The sequence below is a fragment of the Nocardioides soli genome, assembly GCF_014191495.1.
GTDB classification, from domain to species: Bacteria; Actinomycetota; Actinomycetes; order Propionibacteriales; family Nocardioidaceae; genus Nocardioides; species Nocardioides soli.
Genome location: NZ_JACHWR010000008.1, coordinates 1 through 21,277, shown reverse-complemented (window position 1 = coordinate 21,277; position 21,277 = coordinate 1). Strand labels below are relative to the sequence as shown.

Annotated in this window: 18 protein-coding genes; 14 read left to right on the top strand and 4 right to left on the bottom strand. The window is 72.3% G+C overall.

Annotation, left to right across the window (positions count from 1 at the left end):
• The first annotated feature begins 23 nt into the window (after positions 1–23).
• Positions 24–1,385, top strand: a complete 1,362-nt coding sequence (locus tag FHU40_RS26055; protein WP_183595433.1) for a CapA family protein — start codon at positions 24–26, stop codon at positions 1,383–1,385.
• On the opposite strand, the gene FHU40_RS26050 is transcribed toward FHU40_RS26055, so the two are convergent.
• A complete protein-coding gene (locus FHU40_RS26050) occupies positions 1,360–2,322 on the bottom strand; it encodes a M28 family metallopeptidase (RefSeq protein WP_246391582.1) in 963 nt (320 codons plus the stop codon). The two genes, FHU40_RS26055 and FHU40_RS26050, sit on opposite strands and share 26 nt — an antisense overlap.
• A 39-nt stretch (positions 2,323–2,361) precedes the next feature.
• Between FHU40_RS26050 and FHU40_RS26045 the strand changes: the two genes are divergently transcribed.
• The 3 genes from FHU40_RS26045 to FHU40_RS26035 are packed head-to-tail and all read left to right on the top strand — an operon-like array spanning position 2,362 to position 4,837.
• Positions 2,362–3,249 (top strand): ABC transporter substrate-binding protein, encoded by an 888-nt coding sequence (locus FHU40_RS26045; RefSeq protein ID WP_183595432.1) that lies wholly within the window; start codon positions 2,362–2,364, stop codon positions 3,247–3,249.
• Entirely contained in the window at positions 3,246–4,094 is an 849-nt protein-coding gene (locus FHU40_RS26040) for an amino acid ABC transporter permease (RefSeq protein ID WP_343058060.1), read from the top strand. The genes FHU40_RS26045 and FHU40_RS26040 overlap by 4 nt, the downstream gene beginning before the upstream one ends.
• Positions 4,091–4,837, top strand: coding sequence for an amino acid ABC transporter ATP-binding protein (locus tag FHU40_RS26035; protein WP_183595431.1), 747 nt, complete (start codon positions 4,091–4,093; stop codon positions 4,835–4,837). Before FHU40_RS26040 ends, FHU40_RS26035 begins: the two co-directional genes overlap by 4 nt.
• Before the next feature lie 175 nt (positions 4,838–5,012).
• Here the strand turns inward: FHU40_RS26035 and FHU40_RS26030 are convergent, their stop codons facing one another.
• Positions 5,013–5,975 (bottom strand): hypothetical protein, encoded by a 963-nt coding sequence (locus FHU40_RS26030; protein WP_183595430.1) that lies wholly within the window; start codon positions 5,973–5,975, stop codon positions 5,013–5,015.
• A gap of 243 nt (positions 5,976–6,218) precedes the next feature.
• Between FHU40_RS26030 and FHU40_RS26025 the strand changes: the two genes are divergently transcribed.
• The 5 genes from FHU40_RS26025 to FHU40_RS26005 all read left to right on the top strand — a co-directional run bounded on the left by FHU40_RS26025 (position 6,219) and on the right by FHU40_RS26005 (position 11,164).
• A complete protein-coding gene (locus tag FHU40_RS26025) occupies positions 6,219–7,385 on the top strand; it encodes a CaiB/BaiF CoA transferase family protein (protein WP_281374881.1) in 1,167 nt (388 codons plus the stop codon).
• A gap of 38 nt (positions 7,386–7,423) precedes the next feature.
• The gene (locus FHU40_RS26020; protein WP_183595429.1) at positions 7,424–8,863 is read left to right on the top strand and encodes a flavin-containing monooxygenase; all 1,440 of its coding nucleotides are present in this window, start codon (positions 7,424–7,426) and stop codon (positions 8,861–8,863) included.
• Positions 8,864–9,029: 166 nt separating this feature from the next.
• Entirely contained in the window at positions 9,030–10,373 is a 1,344-nt protein-coding gene (locus FHU40_RS26015; RefSeq protein ID WP_221200327.1) for a DEAD/DEAH box helicase, read from the top strand.
• Positions 10,374–10,448: 75 nt separating this feature from the next.
• The gene (locus FHU40_RS26010; RefSeq protein WP_183595428.1) at positions 10,449–10,643 is read left to right on the top strand and encodes a CsbD family protein; all 195 of its coding nucleotides are present in this window, start codon (positions 10,449–10,451) and stop codon (positions 10,641–10,643) included.
• Between the two features lie 92 nt (positions 10,644–10,735).
• Positions 10,736–11,164, top strand: coding sequence for a pyridoxamine 5'-phosphate oxidase family protein (locus FHU40_RS26005; protein ID WP_183595427.1), 429 nt, complete (start codon positions 10,736–10,738; stop codon positions 11,162–11,164).
• A 233-nt stretch (positions 11,165–11,397) separates the two neighbouring features.
• On the opposite strand, the gene FHU40_RS26000 is transcribed toward FHU40_RS26005, so the two are convergent.
• Positions 11,398–12,123, bottom strand: a complete 726-nt coding sequence (locus FHU40_RS26000) for a MerR family transcriptional regulator (RefSeq protein ID WP_183595426.1) — start codon at positions 12,121–12,123, stop codon at positions 11,398–11,400.
• 102 nt (positions 12,124–12,225) lie between these two features.
• Between FHU40_RS26000 and FHU40_RS25995 the strand changes: the two genes are divergently transcribed.
• Positions 12,226–13,437 carry an acetyl-CoA C-acetyltransferase gene (locus tag FHU40_RS25995; protein ID WP_183595425.1) on the top strand — a complete coding sequence of 404 codons (1,212 nt, stop codon included), beginning with the start codon at positions 12,226–12,228 and terminating at the stop codon, positions 13,435–13,437.
• A 149-nt stretch (positions 13,438–13,586) separates the two neighbouring features.
• Complete coding sequence (locus tag FHU40_RS25990) at positions 13,587–15,779, top strand: 3-hydroxyacyl-CoA dehydrogenase NAD-binding domain-containing protein (protein ID WP_183595424.1); 2,193 nt, start codon at positions 13,587–13,589, stop codon at positions 15,777–15,779.
• A 105-nt stretch (positions 15,780–15,884) separates the two neighbouring features.
• Here FHU40_RS25990 and FHU40_RS25985 read toward each other — a convergent pair whose 3' ends face one another.
• Positions 15,885–16,478: a hypothetical protein gene (locus FHU40_RS25985; protein WP_183595423.1), complete on the bottom strand. Its 594-nt coding sequence runs from the start codon at positions 16,476–16,478 to the stop codon at positions 15,885–15,887.
• 263 nt (positions 16,479–16,741) lie between these two features.
• Between FHU40_RS25985 and FHU40_RS25980 the strand changes: the two genes are divergently transcribed.
• From FHU40_RS25980 to FHU40_RS25970, 3 genes are all read left to right on the top strand, one after another.
• Positions 16,742–17,407, top strand: a complete 666-nt coding sequence (locus FHU40_RS25980; RefSeq protein WP_183595422.1) for a histidine phosphatase family protein — start codon at positions 16,742–16,744, stop codon at positions 17,405–17,407.
• Between the two features lie 46 nt (positions 17,408–17,453).
• On the top strand, positions 17,454–20,441 hold the full coding sequence (locus tag FHU40_RS25975; protein ID WP_183595421.1) for a S8 family serine peptidase: 2,988 nt from the start codon (positions 17,454–17,456) through the stop codon (positions 20,439–20,441).
• Positions 20,442–20,483: 42 nt separating this feature from the next.
• Positions 20,484–21,277 (top strand): VanZ family protein (locus FHU40_RS25970; RefSeq protein WP_183595420.1); only part of this gene is annotated, 794 nt, incomplete at its 3' end.

Sequence of the window (21,277 nt, the reverse complement as noted above, 5' to 3'; positions counted from 1 at the left end):
CGAGGCAACCTACCCTTGCCGCCATGAGGCTCCTGGTCGGGTGCGTGGCGGTGCTCGCGCTCGCCGGCTGCACGGGCGGGTCCGAGTCGCCGCCGGTCGACCGGGCCATCACCGACGTGCCGTCGCCGACGCCCTCGCCCGCGGAGAGCGTCGAGCCCACCACCCGGCCGCTCGTGCTCGCGCTCAACGCACGCCGGCCGGCGCTCGATCTCACCGTGGGCCAGGCGCGCCGCGTCGAGCGCGGCGAGATCACCGACTGGCGCCGGCTCGGCGGGCCCCCGGGACCGCTGCGCACCACCGACCGCACCGACGGGCTGCGGCACCTGCCGATGGACACGATCGCGGTCGTCGTCGCCGACGCGGTCGGCCCGGCGGTGCGGGTCGCCACGGTGGGGGGCGTCGACCCGCTGCGCGACCCCGCGGCGTACCCGCTCCAGGTCGCCGGACCCGCCCCGGCCGAGGTCACCACGCTGACCGTGGTCGGCGACATCATGCTGGGGCGCGGGGTGGCCGGTAGCCCCCTCGCGCCGATGAGCGAGCGCCTCGCCGCCGCCGACATCACCGTCGGCAACCTCGAGAGCACGCTCGCGGAGCTCGGCCCGCCGCGGCAGGACCCGGTCACCGACTCCTTCTCGGCCGCGCCGTCGGTGCGGCGCGACCTGCGGGCCGCGGGCTTCGACGCGCTCGACCTGGCCAACAACCACACCGGTGACTTCGGCGACGCGTCGCTGGTGCGCACGGTCGGCCTGTTGCGCGCGGGCGGGCTGCCGACGTTCGGCGCCGGCCGCGACCTCGCGCAGGCCCGGCAGCCGGCGGTGGTGGAGCGCGACGGCGTCCGGTTCGGCTTCCTCGGTTTCAACGCGATCGGCGAGACGGCCGAGGCCGGCCCCGGTCGCCCGGGGGCGAACGCCGTGAGCATGCCGCCGCGCACCGGCCCGCTCGACCGGGCCGAGCTCGACCGCGTGCTCGGCGACGTACGCCGGCTCGCGCGGCGGGTCGACGTCGTCGTGGTGCTGCCGCACTGGGGCACGCAGTACACCCATCGGCCCGAGCCGGTGCAGCACCAGGTCGCCCGTGAGCTCGCGCGGGCCGGCGCCGACCTGGTGGCCGGCGGTCACCCGCACTGGGTGCAGGGCGCCGAGCAGGTCGGGGACACCCTCGTGGTGCACTCGCTGGGCAACTTCGTCTTCGACATGGACTTCATGACCCAGACCATGGAGGGGCTGGTGCTCGAGGCGGTGTTCTGGGGCGACCGGCTGATGGCGGCCGACTTCGTGCCGTATCGGATGGACCGCGCCTTCGCGCCGCGCGTCGTGCCGGCGGCGTCGGCCGGCAGCATCCTCGAGCCGTTCTGGGAGCTCAGCCAGCTGGCGGCGCCGCGCTGAGCCAGGCGAGGAGCAGCCGGCCCACCCGGCGCAGCTGAGCGGGCTCGACGAAGTGCGGCAGGTCCTGGGCGGAGTGGTAGCCGGCGTACGGCGTGCTGCCGATCCGCGCCGCGAGGAACCCGGCGTCGGCGAACGACTCGTGGTCGCTCGCCGAGTCCGTCTCCACGATCGTCGGGATGCCCTCCTGCTCGGCGACCCGCGCCAGCCGGTCGCGCAGCGCGGCCGGCGTGCCCGCCACCGACGACAGCGGCACCACGGAGCCGACGCCGACCCGGTCGAGGGAGACCATGCCGCGCAGCAGCCGGCCCCGGTCGGGAGTCAGCGCCGCGACGTACCGCTTGGACCCGAAGTGGTGCAGCTCGCCCGGCCCGCGGGGCTCCTCGCCGCCGAACGCCACCAGCACCACCTGACCGCGACCCCCCAGCACCCGTGCGACCTCGAGCAGCACCGCGACGCCCGAGGCGTTGTCCTCCGCGCCCGGCGCGACCGCGACCGTGTCGAGGTGCGCGCCGACCACGACGTACGGCGCGGACGGGTCGAAGTCGGCCGGGGTCGCGATCACGTTGCTCGAGCGTCCCTTGCGTACCGGTACGCCCCACGAGTCACCGGCTGGCAGGGGAAACGAGGGGCGACGCACGGCGTACCCGTGCCGCGCGAACTCGTCGGCGACCCAGTCCGCGGCCTCGCGGAACGCCGGACCGGTCGCCAGCCGCGGCCCGATCTCGACCGCCAGGTGGCGGACCGTGCGCATCGCGCGGGTGGCCTCGAAGCGGGCGGGTCGCGTCGGGGTGGACTCCGGGGGTGTCGGCGCGCTCGACGTGGCCGCGGGGGTCGTCACCTCGGGCTGCTTCGGGTCGCCGACGGGCCTGTCCGTGCACCCGGCGGCGAGCCCCGTGAGTGTGATGCAGGCGACTGAGGCGACCAGCCTTCGAGCCATGCGGAGACGATAGCCGGGCCGGCACCCTACGATTCGGGCATGCTCGTACGTCGCACCCTGGCCGCTGCCGCCGTGATCCCGCTCGTCCTCGCCGCCGCCGCGTGTGCCCCGGAGTCCGACGGCGACTCCTCGTCGGCGGCCGACCCGAGCGACACGAGCAGCCCCAGCGCCCAGGCCTGCGCGATCGACTCGCTGCCGCTGAAGACGGCCGGCCAGCTCACGATCGGCACCGACTCGCCGGCGTACGACCCGTGGTTCGCCAACAACGACCCGAGCAACGGCGAGGGCTTCGAGTCGGCGGTCGCGTACGCCGTCGCCGAGCAGCTCGGCTTCAGCGAGGACCAGGTCACCTGGGTCAAGGTCCCCTTCAACACGTCCTACGCCCCGGGCGCGAAGAAGTTCGACTTCGACATCAACCAGGTCTCGATCACGCCGGAGCGCGCCCAGGTGGTCGACTTCTCCGACGGCTACTACCAGGCCGCCCAGGCCGTGATCGCGCTCAAGGGCACCGCCGGCGCCGAGGCGGCCAGCCTCGACGACCTCGAGGACCTGCGCCTGGGGGCGCAGACCGGCACCACGTCGCTGACCGCGATCCGCGACATCATCGAGCCCGAAACGGACCCGCTGGTCTTCGAGGACACCAACGCGGCCAAGCAGGCGCTGCAGAACGACCAGGTCGACGCGATCCTGGCCGACCTGCCGACGGCGTTCTACATCTCGGCCGTGGAGATCCCGAAGAGCGTGATCGTCGGGCAGTTCCAGCCGGAGACCGGCGAGCAGGAGGAGTTCGGGATGCTCTTCGAGAAGGGCAGCGAGCTGGTCCCCTGCGTCAACGAGGCGCTGTCCGCCCTGCGTGAGGACGGCACGCTCGACCAGATCGAGCAGCAGTGGCTCTCCGACACCGTGGGCGTGCCCGAGCTCCAGTGAGCGAGTGGTCACCGAGCCCACGTGAGCTCGAGCGGCGCGGGATCCGCCGGTCCCTGAGGACGCGGTCGATCCTGGTCGCCACGCTCGCGATGATCGCGGTGTTCGCGCTGCTGGTCATCGGCCTGGTCAGCTCGCCCGGCTGGGATCGGGTGCAGGACACCTTCTTCAACTGGCACCACGCCCGGGAGTCGTTCCCCGACATCTGGGACTACTTCTGGGTCAACGTCAAGATCTTCCTGATCGCCGAGCCGCTGATCCTGGTGGTCGGTCTCGCGGTCGCGCTGGCCCGGCAGGCCCGCGCCGCGATCCTCACGCCCCTGCGGGTGCTCGCCGTCGCCTACACCGACGTGCTGCGCGGCATCCCGACCGTGCTGCTGATCCTGCTGATGGGCTTCGGGGTGCCGGCGCTGCAGCTGCAGGGCGTGACCAACAGCGCGCTGGTCTGGGCGACGGTCGCGCTGGTGCTCTCCTACTCGGCGTACGTCGCCGAGGTCTTCCGCGCCGGCATCGAGTCGATCCACCCCTCCCAGCTCGCCAGCGCCGAGGCGCTCGGCCTGTCCCGGGCGCAGACGATGCGGCACGTGGTGGTGCCGCAGGCGGTGCGCCGCGTCGTACCGCCGCTGCTCAACGACTTCGTCTCGCTGCAGAAGGACACCGCCCTCGTCTCGCTCGTGGGCGTGCTGGACGCGGTCTTCGCCGCCCGCGACTACGGGAACTACAACTTCAACTACACGCCGCTCGTGGTCGTCGCCGGCTTCTTCGTGGTGATCACGATCCCGCTCGCCCGGCTCTGCGACTGGCTCCAGCGTCGGATGGTCGAGAAGGAACGGGCGGGCTCGCGATGACGGCACTCCTCGAGGTCGCCGGGCTGCGGAAGTCGTACGGCGACCGCGTCGTGCTCGACGACGTCTCCCTGACCGTGCAGCCGCACGACGTGATCTGCCTGATCGGCTCGTCGGGCTCGGGGAAGTCGACGCTGCTGCGCTGCCTGAACCTGCTCGAGGAGATCGACGACGGCGTCATCGCCTTCGAGGGCCGCGAGATCTCCGACCCGCGCGTCGACCCGCGGGCGGTGCGGTCGCGGATCGGCATGGTCTTCCAGGCCTACAACCTCTTCCCGCACCTGACCGTCCTCGAGAACTGCACCCTCGCCCCGCGGCTGGTGCACGGCGTCTCGCGCGCCGACGCCGAGTCGCGCGCTCGCGAGCTGTTGGGCCGCTTCGGATTGGCCGAGCACGCGACCAAGCACCCCGACCGGCTCTCGGGCGGCCAGCAGCAGCGCGCCGCCCTGGTCCGGGCCCTCTGCACCTCGCCGACGCTGCTGCTCCTCGACGAGATCACCGCCGCCCTCGACCCCGAGCTCGTCGGCGAGGTGCTGTCGATCGTCCGGGCCGAGGCGGAGGCCGGGACGACGATGGTGATCGCCACCCACGAGATGGCCTTCGCCCGCGACGTCGCCACCTCGGTCTGCTTCCTCGACCGCGGCCGGATCCTCGAGCAGGGGCCGCCGGCGCAGATCTTCAGGGCGCCCGAGCAGGAGCGGACCCGACAGTTCCTGCGGCGGGTGCTGCCGGGCGGCGGTGAGTAGGCAACCGTCTCGGTCCGGGGTTTGGTTGCTGGTTCACCGCTGGGCGGGGTGTGGTGCCGGGCGGCGGTGAGTGGGCAACCGTCTCGGTCCGGGGTTTGGTTGCTGGTTCACCGCTGGGCGGGGCGTGTGCCGGGCGGCGGTGAGTGGGCAACCAGTCCGCACGACGGATCGGTTGCTAGCTCACCGCCGATCGGTGGGTCCGGTCGCGCTTCGGGCCCACCGAGACCGAGACTCCCCAGAACAGCAGCTCCCACCGCACGCCGAAGGTCGGCGGCGGTCCGTCGTACCCGCCGGCGACCAGCGTCCGGTAGACCTCTCCGACCAACGTCCTCGGCCGGGCGAGCCGTTCCTTCGTGACCTGCACGTACCGGACCTCGGCGGCTCGCATCAGCCCGTAGCGATCGAGATCGGCGTTGTACCGGTCGCGGTCCTGCTGGTGATGGCTGCCTTCGTACTCGACGACGGTCCGCCAGCGGCGGTACACCAGGTCGCCGATCACCTCGACCTGCTCATTGACATCGACGGCAGCGTTCACCTCGGGCGCCGGTAGCCCGGCGAACCGCAGGATGCTCCGGGTCTCGCTCTCCTTGATCGATCGCGAGCGACCGTCGAGGTGCTCCAGGAGGACGACCGCCTCGTCGGCCCCGTCGCGCCACAGGCACGACAGCGCGAACGTGCGGATGGCGTCGATCGTGGTGTGGTGGTGATGGAGCAGCCAGTCGCCGACGTTGATCGCGTCGATGAGGCGTGCCCGCGCGCAGTAGGCGACGAAGGCCGCCTCGACCGTCACGCCGACGTCATCGGTGGGCGGCAGCCTCTTGGTCCGATGCAGGAAGACGTCGTTGAGGGCGAGGTGGTGGTCGCGGTCCACCACGAAGCGGATCGGCCGGGCCGGCCCGTAGTCCAGGCCGAGCCGCTGGAGCCGGGTGATCCCGGTCAGGTGGGCGTCGTCGGGCAGGGCGAGACGGGCGGCCGCGACCCAGTCCGCCTCTGTCATGACGTGGATCGTGGCCCGCCAGACGTCCTGGTGGAGTCGCGTGAACCGCTTGCCTTGCAGCATCCGGGAGGTCACGCCGAGACGCCGGGCGTCGGTGCGGGTGAAGGGGCCGGTCAGGAGCTCGGGCGGGATCGGTCGCATCCACCCAGTCGACGCCGCCGGCGCCGATGCTGGTGGTGCGCTGGACGGTGGCTGTGGATCCGTCCGTCGAACGTCGGCCTGTGGGCGGACAACGGGCCCGGCTGGCGATGAGTCGGCCGGTTGGCGGTGAGCCAGCAACCGATCACCCCGGGCAAACGGTTGCCTGCTCACCGCCGCACCGACGGGCACCCGCCACCCCAGAACCCCACCAACCGTGACAGCACTTCTGTCATGATGCGGGATATGCCGGACGAGACGTACGAGCTGGGACAGGGCACCGGGCCGCTCCGGGGCGTGAAGGTCGTGGAGATCGCGGGGATCGGGCCGAGCCCGCACGCGTGCATGATCCTCGCCGACCTGGGGGCGGACGTGATCCGCGTGGAGCGGCCGGGCGGTCAGCTGTTCGCGGGCGGGGGCAGCCACATGCTGCTCAACCGCGGCCGGCCCAGCGTCGCGCTCGACCTCAAGAGCGAGCAGGCGCGGGCCACGGTGAAGCGGCTCGTCGAGGGTGCCGACGTGCTGGTCGAGGGGATGCGGCCGGGCGTGATGGAGCGGCTCGGACTGGGGCCGGCGGACCTGGAGCAGGTCAACCCGCGGCTCGTCTACGGCCGGATGACCGGCTGGGGCCAGCACGGCCCGCTCGCCCAGGTGGCGGGCCACGACATGAACTACATCGCGATCACCGGCACGCTCTTCGGCCTGGGCCAGGACAAGGGCCGGCCCCACTTCCCGGCCAACCTGGTCGGCGACTTCGGCGGCGGCTCGACGTACCTCGTCATCGGCATCCTGGCCGCGCTCCTCGAGTCGCGCACCAGCGGGAAGGGTCAGGTCGTCGACGCCGCGATCGTCGACGGCACCGCCCACCTCAACGCGATGACGGCGGCGTTCCTGGCGTCCGGCGGCTACCACGAGGAGCGCGCGGCCAACCTCCTCGACGGCGGCGCGCCGTACTACGACATCTACGAGACCGCCGACGGCCGACACATGTCGGTCGGCGCGCTGGAGCCGCAGTTCTACGACGCCTTCGTCGCCCTGCTCGGCATCGGCGCCGACGCTCCCGACCGCTACGACCCGGCCAACAACGACCGGCTCCGGACCCTGATCGCCGACGCCTTCCGGCAGCGGACCCAGCGGGAGTGGGTCGCGGTCTTCGAGGGCACCGACGCCTGCGTCGCCGGGATCCTCCCGATCAGCGAGGCGTTCGAGCACCCGCACCTGCGCGCGCGGGGGACGTTCGTCGAGAAGGACGGCCACACCCAGCCGGCCCCCGCACCGCGCTTCTCGCGCACCGAGGCCACCATCGGCCGCGCCGCGGAGAGCGCCGGCGACAGCACCCGTACGGCGCTGACCGCGTGGGGCATCGACGACGTCGACGCGCTGATCGACAGCGGCGCGGCGGTCCAAGCCTGACCCTAGGCTTGTTGACAGATATTCAGTAGAGTGCCGGCATGACCGAGCACGTCGACGTCCTCATCGTCGGTGCCGGGCTCTCGGGCATCGGCGCCGCGTGCCGCCTGCGCACCGAGCATCCCGGCCGCAGCGTGGCCGTGCTGGAGGCGCGCGCCGCGAGCGGCGGCACCTGGGATCTCTTCCGGTACCCCGGGGTCCGCTCCGACTCCGACATGTTCACCTTCGGCTACCGCTGGCGGCCCTGGGTCGGCGAGCGCGCACTGGCCGACGGCCCATCGATCCTGCGCTACCTGCGCACGGTCGCCGAGGAGTACGGCGTGGACCGGCTGATCCGCTACCGCCACCGTGTCATCGCGGCCGGCTGGGACTCCGCGACCGCCCGCTGGACCGTCGAGATCGACCGCGACGGCGAGCCCGTCACGATGACCGCGAGCTTCCTGTGGGGCTGCGGCGGCTACTACGACTACGACCGCGGTTTCGCGCCCGACTTCCCGGGGCTGGCGGACTTCCGCGGCACCGTCGTGCACCCCCAGCACTGGCCCGACGACCTCGACTACGCCGGCAAGCGGGTCGTCGTGATCGGCTCGGGCGCGACCGCGGTGACATTGGTGCCGGCGATGGCCGAGGCCGGCGCCGGGCACGTGACGATGCTGCAGCGATCGCCGACGTACGTCCTCTCGTTGCCCGGCGACGACCCGCTCGCCACGCGGCTGCGCCGGCTGCCGACGAAGGTCTCCTACCCGATCGTGCGCTGGAAGGCGATCCTGGTCGCGACGGCGTTCTTCCAGCTCGCCCGCCGCCGCCCCGACCGGGTCAAGGCCTTCATCCGCAAGCAGGCCGCCGGTCAGCTGCCGCCGGAGGTCGACGTCGACACGCACTTCAAGCCGGCGTACAACCCGTGGGACCAGCGCCTGTGCTTCGTGCCCGACGGCGATCTCTTCCGGGCGCTCCGCAGCGGCCGGGCCTCCGTCGTCACCGACCACGTCGACACGTTCACCGAGACCGGCATCCGGTTGCGCTCGGGCGAGGAGCTCGAGGCCGACGTCGTCGTCAGCGCGACCGGCCTGACGCTGAAGGCCATGGGCGGCGTCGAGCTCACCGTCGACGGGACCCCGGTGAAGATGCACGACACCCTCACCTACCGCGCGCTGATGCTCAGCGACGTGCCCAACTTCGCCTTCACGATCGGCTACACCAACGCCTCGTGGACGCTCAAGGCCGACCTGGTCGCCGACTTCGTGTGCCGGCTGCTGCGGCACATGGACGACCACGGCGTACGCCGGGTGGTGGCGCCGCGCGACCCGACGGTCGGCGAGGAGCGGCTGATCGACTTCAGCTCCGGCTACATCCTGCGGGCGCTCGACGAGCTACCCCAGCAGGGGGACCGGGAGCCGTGGAAGCTGCGGCAGAACTACCTGCGCGACGTCCGCGCCATCAACCACCGGCCGCTCGATGACGGCGTACTGGCCTTCAGCTGAGCCCCGATCGGCCACTGACGATTCGGACGGGTGCCGTCCGGCACGGTAGGGTTGGCGGCAACAGCCCGTCCTGTCTTGCCTCGGGCGACTGCGCGAGCCGTGAGTTCTGCGCCCCTCTCGGGATCCATACGCTGGCGAGACACCCCCAGCAGTGAGTGACCCTTCCTTGTCTTCTGCAGCAACCGCTGCGGGCTTCGCCGAGCTCGGCGTGCCCGCGGACCTGTCCACGATCCTCGCCGACCTCGGCATCACCACCCCCACGCCGATCCAGGCCGCGACCCTGCCCGACTCGCTCGCCGGCCGCGACGTCCTCGGTCGGGGCCGTACCGGCTCCGGCAAGACCTACGCGTTCCTGCTCCCGCTGGTCGCCCGGCTCTCCGGCGGGAAGCCCGCCCAGTCCCGCCGGCCGCGGGCGCTGGTGCTCGCGCCCACCCGGGAGCTGGTCGCCCAGATCGAGGCCGCCCTCAAGCCGCTCGCCGAGGCCGCCGGCCTGCGCACCCGCACCGTCTTCGGCGGCGTCGGCCAGAACCCCCAGGTGCAGGGCCTGCGGGCCGGCGTCGACATCGTGCTGGCCTGCCCCGGCCGCCTCGAGGACCTGATCGGCCAGGGCCACTGCGACCTCGGCGCGATCGAGATCACGGTGCTCGACGAGGCCGACCACATGGCCGACCTCGGCTTCCTCCCCGGCGTACGCCGCCTGCTCGACCGCACCCCGCGGGAGAGCCAGCGGCTGCTGTTCTCCGCCACGCTCGACAAGGCGATCGACGTCCTCGTCAAGCGCTACCTGCGCAACCCGGTGACCCATCAGGCCGACTCGGCGCAGTCGCCGGTCGCGACCATGGACCACCACCTGCTGCACGTCGCGCGCGAGCACCGCGTGCCGGTGCTCGTCGACCTGACCAGCGCCCCGGGCCGCACGGTCGTCTTCACCCGCACCAAGCACGGCGCCAAGGCCCTCTCGCGCCAGCTCAACCGCGCCGGTGTGCCGACCGTCGAGCTGCACGGCAACCTGAGCCAGGGCGCGCGCACGCGCAACATGGACGCGTTCCACTCCGGCCGCGCGTCCACGCTCGTCGCCACCGACATCGCCGCCCGCGGCATCCACGTCGACGACGTGGCGCTGGTCGTGCACGCCGACCCGCCGGTGGAGCACAAGGCGTACCTGCACCGCTCGGGGCGGACGGCGCGGGCCGGTGCCCGCGGCACCGTCGTGACGCTGATGACCGACGAGCAGGTGCGCGAGGTGCGCAGCCTGACCCGCGCGGCCGGCATCAAGCCGACCACCACCAAGCTCGCCGACGCCTCGCACCCCGTGCTCGCCACGCTCGCGCCGGGTGAGCGGGTGCTGGTGCCGGGTGGCCTGGTCGTCGAGGCGCCGGCGCCCGCCCAGCCCGCGCGGCGCAAGCAGCCCGCGCGTCCGCAGGGCGGCGGGAGTCGCCCGGCGGGCCAGCAGGGTGGCCGTCGCCGGGGCCGCGGCGGTCGCGGTCGCGGCCGTCGTCCCGCCGCCTGAGGTGCGTCCCTGACGTTTACCGCCGGGGCCGACCGGTCACCGCCTCCCCAAGCACGCGCGATGAAGGAGGCAGTGATGGGACTCAAGGACAAGGCCGAGCACAAGCTCGAGGAGCTCAAGGGCCACGGCAAGGAGTCGGCGGGCCGTGCATCGGGTGACCGCGACCTCGAGGCCGAGGGCAGGGCGGACCAGACCAGCGCCAAGGCCAAGAGCGCCGGCGAGCACGTCAAGGACGCCGTCAAGGACGTGAAGGACGGGCTGCGGAAGTAGCGACCCGCCCACCCCCGGGACCATCGACTCTCGCCCTCGCGACCGGCGACTCCCTACGCTGGAGCCGAGGGCGGGGTCCCGGGAGGTGGAGCATGAGCGAGGAGTCGCCCGTGGTCGAGATGACCACGCAGGAGTGCTGGGAGATGCTGCGCGACCACGAGTTCGGCCGGCTGGCCTTCACGATCGTGGACGAGCAGCACATCACCCCGATCAACTACGCCGTCGACGGCGCGACGCTGCTCTTCCGCACCGCGCCCGGCAGCAAGCTGCTCGGCGTGGTGCTCGGCGCCGAGGTCGCCTTCGAGATCGACGACTTCGCCGGTGAGACCGCGGCCAGCGTCGTCGTCCGCGGCCGGGCGCGCCACCTCGGCGAGGCCGAGGAGCACCGCGCCGAGAACGTCCCGCTCCGCCCTTGGGTCGGCTCCGACAAGTACGACGTGGTCGAGATCGCCCCGATCGAGGTCACCGGTCGCCGGTTCGTCCTCGACCGCCCCTGGCTGCATCTGCGACTCGACGACTGAGCGCCGTGCTGCCCCGGCGTACCCGTCGCTTCTGGGCGTGGCATCGGCCGTGAGGTGCCCGCGATCCGGGATAGTCCGTCACGTTCTGGTGGTCGTTTCTGCCTGGGGCCAGCCGTACTGTGACGGACTATCGGCCTGGCGGCACTCGGAGGTGGGTGTCCCGCCGGGACGACTCGCCGGCCACGCGAACCAGCCACGCGAACCAGCCACGTGTCGGGTCACGAGACCCGGGCCTACCTCGCCCGCCGCTCGATGTTCTCGCGGCGGGTCTCGTCCATGGCGGACTCGTACGCCGCGACCAGGCTGGCGACCGAGAGCGGCTTGAGGTTCTCGACGACCCTGCGCAGCGACTCGGTGGAGGCGCCGGACTCCTTGTAGACCGGCCAGACCATGGTGCGGAAGAGCTCGTTGAGCTCCTTGGCGATCTGGCGTCCGTGCTCGGCGTACACCTCGGAGGCCGCGATCGCCGCCTCGACCGGGAAGCCGAGATCGAGCAGGGTGAGCCCGACCGACAGCTGGGAGACCGCGACCTCGTAGCGGCCCCGCGCCGTCGGGAACACGATGCCCAGCGCCTTCAGCGTGCTCAGGTCGTCGGCGGAGAGCGTCCGGCCGGTGCGCCGGTCGAGCTCGGCGCGCGACATCTCGACGGGCAGGTCGGCCTGCCACGGCGCGAGCATGGTCCGGTGCAGCGCGATGTCCTCGGGGGTGGCGTCGGCGGGGATGCGGGCGACGTACTTCTCGATCGCCGACAGCGTGAAGCCGTGCGCCTGGAGCTCCTGCACCAGCTCGAGCCGTGCCACGTGGTCGGGGCTGTAGTAACCGGAGCGGCCGCGCCGGATCGGGGGCGGCACCAGTCCCTTGGTCGTGTAGAAGCGGATGTTGCGCACGCTCATGCCGACGCGGTCGGTCAGCTCGTCGAGGGTGAGCAGCCCGCTCGACGGCTCGACGGTCTCCTCCATGACCCTCCTCACATCCGGTCCCTGCCTTGACGATGACAGTAATAGTGTCACAATCGAGCGCACAGGTTCTTGTGGCATCGCCCCACCATCATGGAGTAGGACATGGCTGAAGCATTCGTCTACGACCACCTTCGTACGCCGCGCGGCAAGGGCAAGGCGGCGGGCGCGCTGCACGAGGTGAAGCCGGTCGACCTGATCGTCGGGCTGCTCGACGAGGTCAAGGACCGCAACCCCGGCCTGGACCCCGCGCGGGTCGACGACGTCGTCCTCGGCGTGGTGTCGCCGGTCGGGGAGCAGGGCGGCGACATCGCCAAGACCGCCGCCCTCGCGGCCGGCTACCCCGAGACCGTCGCCGGCGTGCAGCTGAACCGGTTCTGTGCCTCCGGCCTCGAGGCGGTCAACCAGGCCGCCTCCCGGGTCCGCGGCGGGTTCGAGGACCTGATCCTCGCCGGCGGCGTGGAGTCGATGAGCCGGGTCCCGATGGGCTCCGACGGCGGCGCCTGGGCGTCCGACCCGGCCACCGCGCTGCGCACCGGCTTCGTGCCGCAGGGCATCGGCGCCGACCTGATCGCGACCCTCGAGGGCTGGAGCCGCGAGGACGTCGACGCGTACGCCGCGGAGTCCCACCACCGCGCGGCCAAGGCCTGGGCCAACGGCTACTTCGCGGGCGCCGTGGTGCCGGTCGCCGACCGCAACGGGCTCACCATCCTCGACCACGACGAGCTGATCCGCCCCGACACGACCGTCGAGGGCCTGTCCGGCCTCAAGCCGAGCTTCGCCCAGGTCGGCGCCGACGCGGGCTTCGACGACGTGGCACTCGAGAAGTACCACTGGATCGAGCGGATCAACCACGTCCACCATGCCGGCAACTCCTCGGGCATCGTCGACGGCGCTGCGCTGGTGGCGGTCGGCACCGAGGAGATCGGCACCGAGCTCGGCCTGACCCCGCGGGCCCGCATCGTCGCGACCGCCGTCTCCGGCGCCGACCCGACGATCATGCTTACCGGTCCGGCGCCCGCCGCGCGCAAGGCGCTCGCCCGGGCCGGCCTCGAGGTCGGCGACATCGACCTCTTCGAGATCAACGAGGCGTTCGCCGCCGTCGCGATGCGCTTCATGCGCGACCTCGGCATCAGCCACGAGATCACCAACGTCAACGGCGGAGCGATCGCGATGGGCCACCCGCTCGGCGCGACCGGCGCGATGATCCTCGGCACGCTCGTCGACGAGCTGCACCGCCGGGACCTGCGCCGCGGCCTCGCCACGCTCTGCGTGGGCGGCGGCATGGGCATCGCCACCATCGTCGAGATCGTCTGAGAGCCGACAGGCGCCAGGTTGACCCGCGTGTCGAACTCGGTGAGGCGGACGCGGGCCGCAGGTCAGAACAGCAACTCCACAGCGGTGGTTCGAGGCTCGGCGCCGGCGCGCCTCGCACCTCGACCACCGTCATCCAGACAGGACAGACCATGAGCACCAGCACCGAGCAGCAGACCGCGGTCCACTACGAGCGCGACGCCGACGGCATCGTCACCCTGACGATGGACGACCCGACGTCGAGCGCCAACACGATGACCGAGCTCTACCAGTCCTCGATGGCGGCGGCCGTGCAGCGGCTGTACGACGAGCAGGACGACGTGACCGGCGTCGTGATCGCGAGCGCGAAGAAGACCTTCTTCGCCGGCGGCAACCTCAAGAACATGATGGCCGCCACCAAGGACTCCGCCGCCGACGTCTTCGCGATGGGCGAGGCCGTCAAGGCCGGGCTGCGCAGGCTCGAGCTCTACCCGCGCCCCGTCGTCGCCGCGATCAACGGCGCCGCGCTCGGCGGCGGCTACGAGATCTGCCTGGCCTGCAACCACCGCGTCGCCGTCGACGACCGCGCGGTCAAGATCGGCCTGCCCGAGTCGACCCTGGGCCTGCTCCCGGGCGGCGGCGGCGTCACGCGCGTCGTACGCCTGCTCGGGCTGCAGCAGGGGCTGATGGACGTGCTGCTCCCCGGCACCCAGTTCTCACCGGAGGCCGCGAAGGAGAAGGGCCTGGTCGACGAGCTGGTCGCGACCCGCGAGGAGCTCGTGCCCGCCGCGAAGGCGTGGATCAAGGCCAACCCCGACGCGGCCCAGAACCCCTGGGACAAGCCCGGCTACAAGATGCCCGGCGGCACCCCGAAGACCCCGGCCCTCGCGGCGTTCCTTCCGGCGTTCCCCGCCCTGCTGCGCAAGCAGACCAAGGGTGCCGTCTACCCGGCGCCGCGCGCGATCCTGTCCGCGGCGGTCGAGGGCGCGAGCGTCGACTTCGACACCGCGTCGCGGATCGAGTCGCGCTACCTGACCAGCCTGATCGTCAACCAGGGCGCGAAGAACATGATCCAGGCGTTCTTCTTCGACCTGCAGGCGATCAACGCCGGCAAGCTCCGCCCGCAGGGCATCGAGCCGTACCGGGCCACCAAGGTCGGCGTACTCGGCGCCGGCATGATGGGCGCGGGCATCGCCTACTCCTGCGCCCGCGCGGGCATGCAGGTCGTGCTGAAGGACGTCTCGGTCGAGAGCGCTGCGCGGGGCAAGGAGTACTCGGAGAAGCTCAATGCCAAGGCGATCTCGCGCGGCAAGCTGACTCCGGAGTTGAGCCAGGAGCTGCTCGACCGGATCACCCCGACCGCCGACCCGGCCGACCTGGCCGGCTGCGACCTGGTGATCGAGGCGGTCTTCGAGGACCCGTCGCTCAAGCAGCAGGTCTTCGCCGAGATCGCGCCGTACGTCAACGCCGACGCGCTGCTCTGCTCGAACACCTCGACCCTGCCGATCACCGAGCTCGCGACCGGCGTGGACCGCCCGGCCGACTTCATCGGGCTGCACTTCTTCAGCCCCGTCGACAAGATGCCGCTGGTCGAGATCATCAGGGGCAAGGAGACCTCCGACGCCGCGCTGGCCAAGGCGTACGACGTGGTGCAGCAGATCAGGAAGACGCCGATCGTCGTCAACGACAGCCGCGGCTTCTACACCTCACGGGTGATCGGCACGATGGTCAACGAGGGCCTCGCGATGGTCGCCGAGGGCCAGCGGCCCTATTCGATCGAGCGCGCCGCGACCCAGTCCGGCTACCCGGTCGGCCCGCTGCAGCTCACCGACGAGCTGAACATGGAGCTGATGGCCAAGATCGCCCAGGCGACCCGGGCCGCCGCCGAACGTGACGGCGCCGACCACGAGCCGCATCCGGGCACCCTGGTCGTCGAGAGGATGATCGCGGCCGGCCGCCCGTCGCGGCTCGCGGGCGCCGGCTTCTACGAGTACGCCGACGGGAAGCGCGGGTCGGTGTGGTCCGGGCTGGCCGAACTGTTCCCGATCGCCGACGCGGTCCCCTTCCAGGACCTGAAGGACCGGATGCTCTTCGTCGAGGCCATCGAGACCGCGAAGTGCTTCGAGGAGGGCGTCATCGAGTCCGCGGCCGCGGCGAACATCGGCTCGATCATGGGCATCGGCTTCCCGGCGATGACCGGCGGCGCCGCGCAGTTCATGCAGGGCTACGAGAGTGCTTCCGGCGAGATCGGCCTGGCAGCCTTCGTGGCGCGTGCCGACGAGCTCGCGGATGCGTACGGCGAGCGGTTCCGGCCCTCGGCGTACCTGCGCGACCTGGCTGCCTCCGGGGGCTCGTTCCCGGCGTAGGCGGGCGGGTTTCGGCTGCTGACAGCCGAAACCCGCACGACACGCCGTGGCTGCTCGGCGCGGCGTGCGGGTCTTGGCTGCTGACAGCCGAAACCGGCTGGCTCCTCAGTGCGACGAGAACCAGGGATGGTGCAGGTCGTAGAAGGTCGCGCCGTGCATGGCGTACTCCAGCTCGGTGCGGACGTCGGGGGGCGGCTCGACCGACTCGCCCTCGCGGGCGCTCGCCTCGTCGGTGAAGGCGACCGTCTCGGTGAAGGTGCCGTCCGGCTCGATCGCGAGCGTGGCGCCGAGGATCTCCGGGCGCATCCGCTTGAGCTCGGTCGGATCGCTGGTCATCATCGCGCGCAGCCGCTCGGGGTCGTCGACCTTGCCCCGGATCACCTGCACGAAGCCGGCGTCGTCGGAGCCGCCGTCGAGCAGCAGGCTGACGTCGTCGCAGTCGTGGAACTCCACCGGGCCGTCGAAGAGCGCCATCATCTCCTCGGCCCACCTGCTCTGCTCGGGGCGCTCGGAGTTCCTCATCGCGAGCTCCCGGTCGGTGAAGCGGACCACGGCGACGAACATGTCGTCGTCGGTGAAGCCGTAGGTGCCCCCGAGCCAGCCCTCGGCCGTCGGCCCGAGCTCCTGCGGCCAGCGATCGAGCACCGTGCGCAGCTCCGGCTGTCGGGTGCACCTCCCCTGGATGATCTGGATGAACATCGTGGACCTCCCTCCGTGCGGATTGCTGACCTTCGGACGCTAGTGCCGTGCGTCAGAAGTTCTGGTGCGCTTCGCGCACCCATGGCACGCGCTCTGCTGCGTTGCCGTCGCTTGCGAGACGAGCGGGTATGGCGGCGCTCCGGCGCCTGGCAGCGCACGCACCGTGAGCACGCCAACCGTTCAACAACTTCCAACGCACGACACTAGTCCCGAACGGCGGCCGGCGAATCGCCCGAATTCGTCGTTCGTCTAGCCTGCGGCGCATGGGCGTGGTGTTGCTGGTCCGGCACGGGCAGGCGTCGTTCGGCGCCGACGACTACGACGTGCTGTCCGGCGCCGGCTGGGAGCAGGGGCGGCTGCTGGGCCGGTGGCTGCGCGATCGGAAGGTCGAGCCGACGACCGTGCTGCGCGGCGGCATGAGGCGGCACCGGGAGACGGCGGAGGCGATGTCCGCGCCGGGCGGCTGGCCGGCGGCGGCCGTCGATCACGGGTGGGACGAGTTCGACCACCTGGGCGTGGTCGCGGCCCACCCCGACGCGCCCGCCGGCGAGCTGGACCGGCGCGAGTTCCAGCGCGTCTTCGAGCTCGCCACCGCGCGCTGGTGCGGCGGCGGCCACGACGACGAGTACGCCGAGCCGTGGCCGGCGTTCCGGGGCCGGGTCCGGGCCTCCTTCGCTGCCGCGGCCGCGCACGCCGGACCCGGCGGGACCGCCGTCGTCGTCAGCTCGGGCGGGCCCATCGCGTCGGTCTGCGCCGATCTCGTCGACCCCGAGGCGGACGATGCGACGCACGCCCGGCTCTGGAGCCGCCTCAACACCGTGCTCGTGAACTCCTCGGTCACCCGGGTCGTCGTCGGCTCCACCGGAGCGCGGCTGCTGACCTTCAACGAGCACCCGCACCTCGAGAGCGAGCACCTCACCTACCGCTGAAGCCGCGCGGCTTGACGGGGCCGCGCCGCTGCCGTTGAGTGGGCCGGTGAGCTTCTCTGGGGTGGCGGGTTCGGCCAGGGTGCGCGTCCTCGGGATCGGAGTCGTCATCGCGGCACTGCTCGCGATCGTCCCGGTCCCGTCGGCGCACGCCAAGACCCGCCCGGCGCCCAGCTCGCTCGCCGACGGCCGCTACATCGTGCTGTTGCGCGCGCCCGCGGCCACGGGCTACGCCGGGGGCACCGGCAGCTACGCGGCGACCCGGTCGACGACGGGGCAGTTCAACGCCCGGTCGGCCCGCGTGGCGGCGTACTCCGCCCACCTCCGGCGCACCCATGCCGAGGTCGCCCGCGACCACGGCACGGAGACGGTGCAGGACTTCACGGTGGCCGCCAACGGGTTCGTCGCGGACCTGACGAAGGAGCAGGCCTTCGACCTGTCGACCGACCGCCGGGTGCTGCTCGTCGAGAAGTCCCGCACCCTGCGCCTCACCACCTGGCACTCGCCGGACTTCCTCGGGTTGACCGGCCGCCACGGCGCCTGGGCGCGGCACGGCGGCCGTCACGACGCCGGCGCCGGCGTCGTGATCGGCGACCTGGACTCGGGGATCTGGCCGGAGTCGAAGTCGTTCGCGGGCGAGAAGCTGACGACGAAGCCGAAGACCACCTGGGACGTCTCGCGCCGAGGCGAGAAGACCCGGATGGAGAAGGTCGACGGACAGGTCTTCCGCGGGCGCTGCCAGATCGCGGAGAAGTGGCACAAGCGCGACTGCACCACGAAGATCATCGGCGCCCGCTACTACGCCGACAGCTTCCTGCAGACGGTGCCGGCAGCCAAGCTGGCCAGGACCGAGCAGCTCTCGGCCCGGGACGGCAGCGGCCACGGCACCCACACGGCCAGCACCGCCGCCGGTGGCGTGGTCGAGAAGGTGCGCACCGAGGGTCGCCGGTTCGGCCGGGTCGTGGGGATGGCGCCGGCCGCCCGGCTCGCGGTGTACAAGGTCTGCTGGGAGGCCGCCGACCCCGACGACAGCGGCTGCAACAACGCCGACTCGATCGCGGCGATCGAGCAGGCCGTCATCGACGGCGTCGACGTCATCAACTTCTCGATCGGCGGTGGCGCGAGCCCGACCCTGGACGCCGTCGAGCTCGCCTTCGAGGGGGCGGCCGAGGCCGGCATCTTCGTCTCCGCCTCCGCCGGCAACTCCGGGCCCGACCCGTCGACGCTCGACCACCCGGCCCCCTGGGTCACGACCGTCGCGGCGACCACCAGCTACAACTACGAGAACACGATCGTCCTCGGCAACGGCAAGCGGATCGTCGGCGCCTCCGTCTCCACCGACCCGGTGCCGAGCACGCGCGTCGTCGACGCCAGCAGGGCGGCCGCCGCCGGTGCGGCCGACGGCGACGCCGACATCTGCGGGCCGAAGTCCCTCGACCGCGACCAGGTGAAGGGCAGGATCGTCGTCTGCCTGCGCGGCGTCTACGACCGGGTGGCGAAGAGCGACGAGGTCGAGCGCGCCGGCGGGGTCGCGATGATCCTGGTCAACCCGTCGCCGAACAGCCTGGACGCCGACTTCCACGCGGTGCCGACCGTCCACATCTCCGACACCGACGGCACCCGGCTCTTCGACTACCTGGGCGAGGCCGGCAGCAAGGCGCGCGCCGAGTTCGTGCTCGGCAACCGGACCAGGCACCAGACGCCGCTGCCGCAGGTGGCGGGCTTCTCCTCGCGCGGCCCGACGCTGGTCTCCGGCGGCGACCTGCTCAAGCCGGACGTCTCCGCCCCGGGCGTGAGCGTGCTGGCCGCGGTCTCGCCGCCGTCGAACTCCGGCCGCAAGTACGACCTCTACTCCGGTACGTCGATGGCCGCGCCGCACATCGCCGGCCTCGCGGCGTTCATCCACGGCGAGCGCCCCCAGTGGACGCCGATGCAGATCAAGTCCGCGCTGATGACGACGGCGCGGCCCGCGCTGACCGAGAAGGGCGCGGAGTCCAAGGACGCCCTCGCCCAGGGCGCCGGCGAGGTCACCCCCCGCAGGTTCTTCGACCCCGGGCTGTTCGTGACCTCCACCCCGGTGCAGTGGCGCGGGTTCGTGACCCAGCAGGGCATCGCGACCGGAACGCCCGCCCTGGCGCCGAAGAAGGTCAACGTCCCGTCGCTGGCCGACGGCGCCGTCACGGCGAAGACCACGCTGCGGCGTACCTTCCAGGCGACCCGGCCCGGCGTCTGGGAGATCTCCGCCTCGGTGCCCGGCTTCACCGTGAAGACCTCGCCGGCGCGGATCCGCTCGGACCGCAAGAACGACGCCATCGACGTGAAGTTCGTGTTCCACCGCACCAACGCGAAGCTCGGCCGCTACAGCCAGGGCGCGGTGGTGCTCGAGGGGCCGACCACCGTGCGGCTGCCGGTCGCGCTCCGGCCGGTCTCGGTCGACGCTCCGGCGGCGGTCACCGGCACCGGGCCGAGCGGCTCGGTGAGCGTGCCGCTCGTCGCCGGCTTCACCGGCGACCTCGACGCCAACGCCCGGGGCCTGGCGCAGTCCACCACCGTGAACGACTCCGTCGCGGCCGGCACGGACGACTACCAGTGCGTGACCGTCACCCCCGAGACCACGCTGGCCCGCTTCCAGGTCGACGCGGTCGACGACACCGCCGACCTCGACCTGACCGTGCTGTCGTCGACGTCGTGCAACATCGAGGACGCGTTCGCGATCGCCGGGCAGTCCGGTACGGCGTCCGGCGACGAGGCCGTCACGCTGCGCAACCCGGATCCCGGCACCTACCTCGTCCAGGTCGCGGGCTTCTCCGCGGGAGACCAGGGCTCCCCGATGGCCTACGGCTTCGACTTCTGGGACGTCAACCCGGCGGCCACCGCCGGCGGCCTCCGGCTCACGCCCGACCCGGTTCCGGTGCGGGCCAACCGGAAGACCTCGGTCGACCTGTCCTGGGGCGGCCTGGTCGCCGGCGTGCGCTACCTGGGCTACCTGACCTACCCCGACTCCGACGACATCACGCTGGTCCGGGTCGACGGCTGACACCCGGGCTGACCCGCGGCAGCCTCCTACTACGGTGGGCGGGTGTCGGACCAGACCCTGAACGCGGTCATCGCGATCGTGCTCGGATCGGGCCTGTCGGTGCTCCTGCTCGCGCCGGTCGCGGCGGTGCAGTACCGACGCGACGGGCGCCTCGGACCGGGCGACCTGCTGGTGCTGGTGAGCGCCGCCGTCTACGGCCTGGCGCTGTGGACCTACACGCTGCTGCCGTTGCCGGCCGGCGACTACCGCTGCGTCGGCCGGCAGACGGTGCCGTTCGCGACGATCGGCGAGATCGACCCGGCGCGGGCGGTCGACCTGCTGCGCGACCCGGCGTTCCTCCAGGTCGCCCTGAACGTCGCGCTCTTCGTGCCGCTCGGCTTCTTCGTGCGGCTCGTCCTGCGTCGCGGCGTCCTGGTCACGACGCTGCTCGGCTTCGGGATCTCGCTGGCGATCGAGTGCACCCAGGGCACGGCGCTGTGGGGCCTGTACCCCTGCCCCTACCGGCTCCTCGACGTCGACGACCTGATCGTGAACACGTTCGGCGCCTTCGTCGGCGGGGTGCTCGCCGCCGGGCTGCTGCGCCGGCACCGGCCGCGGGTCCGGCCGCTGCCCACGCGCGTCAGCGTCGGCCGGCGCTGGACCGGCATGGTCTGCGACGGGCTGTTCGTGCTCGTCGCCGGCGCCGGGGTCGCGATCGCCTGGCGGGCCTGGCAGCTGTACGTCGTGCACCGGCCCGTCGCGGAGATCGACCTCGAGATCCAGACCCTCCTGCAGTGGGGCGTCCCGGCGCTGATCGAGGCCGCGGCCGTGCTGGTGGCCGGCCGCACCGTGGGCGA

Excerpts from the sequence above, each read along its gene's own strand:
- FHU40_RS26055 (WP_183595433.1), top strand. The coding sequence starts at position 24 with ATGAGGCTCCTGGTCGGGTGCGTGGCGGTGCTCGCGCTCGCCGGCTGC.
- FHU40_RS26050 (WP_246391582.1), bottom strand. The coding sequence starts at position 2,322 with ATGGCTCGAAGGCTGGTCGCCTCAGTCGCCTGCATCACACTCACGGGG.
- FHU40_RS26045 (WP_183595432.1), top strand. The coding sequence starts at position 2,362 with ATGCTCGTACGTCGCACCCTGGCCGCTGCCGCCGTGATCCCGCTCGTC.
- FHU40_RS26035 (WP_183595431.1), top strand. The coding sequence starts at position 4,091 with ATGACGGCACTCCTCGAGGTCGCCGGGCTGCGGAAGTCGTACGGCGAC.
- FHU40_RS26030 (WP_183595430.1), bottom strand. The coding sequence starts at position 5,975 with ATGCGACCGATCCCGCCCGAGCTCCTGACCGGCCCCTTCACCCGCACC.
- FHU40_RS26025 (WP_281374881.1), top strand. The coding sequence starts at position 6,219 with ATGCCGGACGAGACGTACGAGCTGGGACAGGGCACCGGGCCGCTCCGG.
- FHU40_RS26020 (WP_183595429.1), top strand. The coding sequence starts at position 7,424 with ATGACCGAGCACGTCGACGTCCTCATCGTCGGTGCCGGGCTCTCGGGC.
- FHU40_RS26010 (WP_183595428.1), top strand. The coding sequence starts at position 10,449 with ATGGGACTCAAGGACAAGGCCGAGCACAAGCTCGAGGAGCTCAAGGGC.
- FHU40_RS26005 (WP_183595427.1), top strand. The coding sequence starts at position 10,736 with ATGAGCGAGGAGTCGCCCGTGGTCGAGATGACCACGCAGGAGTGCTGG.
- FHU40_RS26000 (WP_183595426.1), bottom strand. The coding sequence starts at position 12,123 with ATGGAGGAGACCGTCGAGCCGTCGAGCGGGCTGCTCACCCTCGACGAG.
- FHU40_RS25995 (WP_183595425.1), top strand. The coding sequence starts at position 12,226 with ATGGCTGAAGCATTCGTCTACGACCACCTTCGTACGCCGCGCGGCAAG.
- FHU40_RS25990 (WP_183595424.1), top strand. The coding sequence starts at position 13,587 with ATGAGCACCAGCACCGAGCAGCAGACCGCGGTCCACTACGAGCGCGAC.
- FHU40_RS25985 (WP_183595423.1), bottom strand. The coding sequence starts at position 16,478 with ATGTTCATCCAGATCATCCAGGGGAGGTGCACCCGACAGCCGGAGCTG.
- FHU40_RS25980 (WP_183595422.1), top strand. The coding sequence starts at position 16,742 with ATGGGCGTGGTGTTGCTGGTCCGGCACGGGCAGGCGTCGTTCGGCGCC.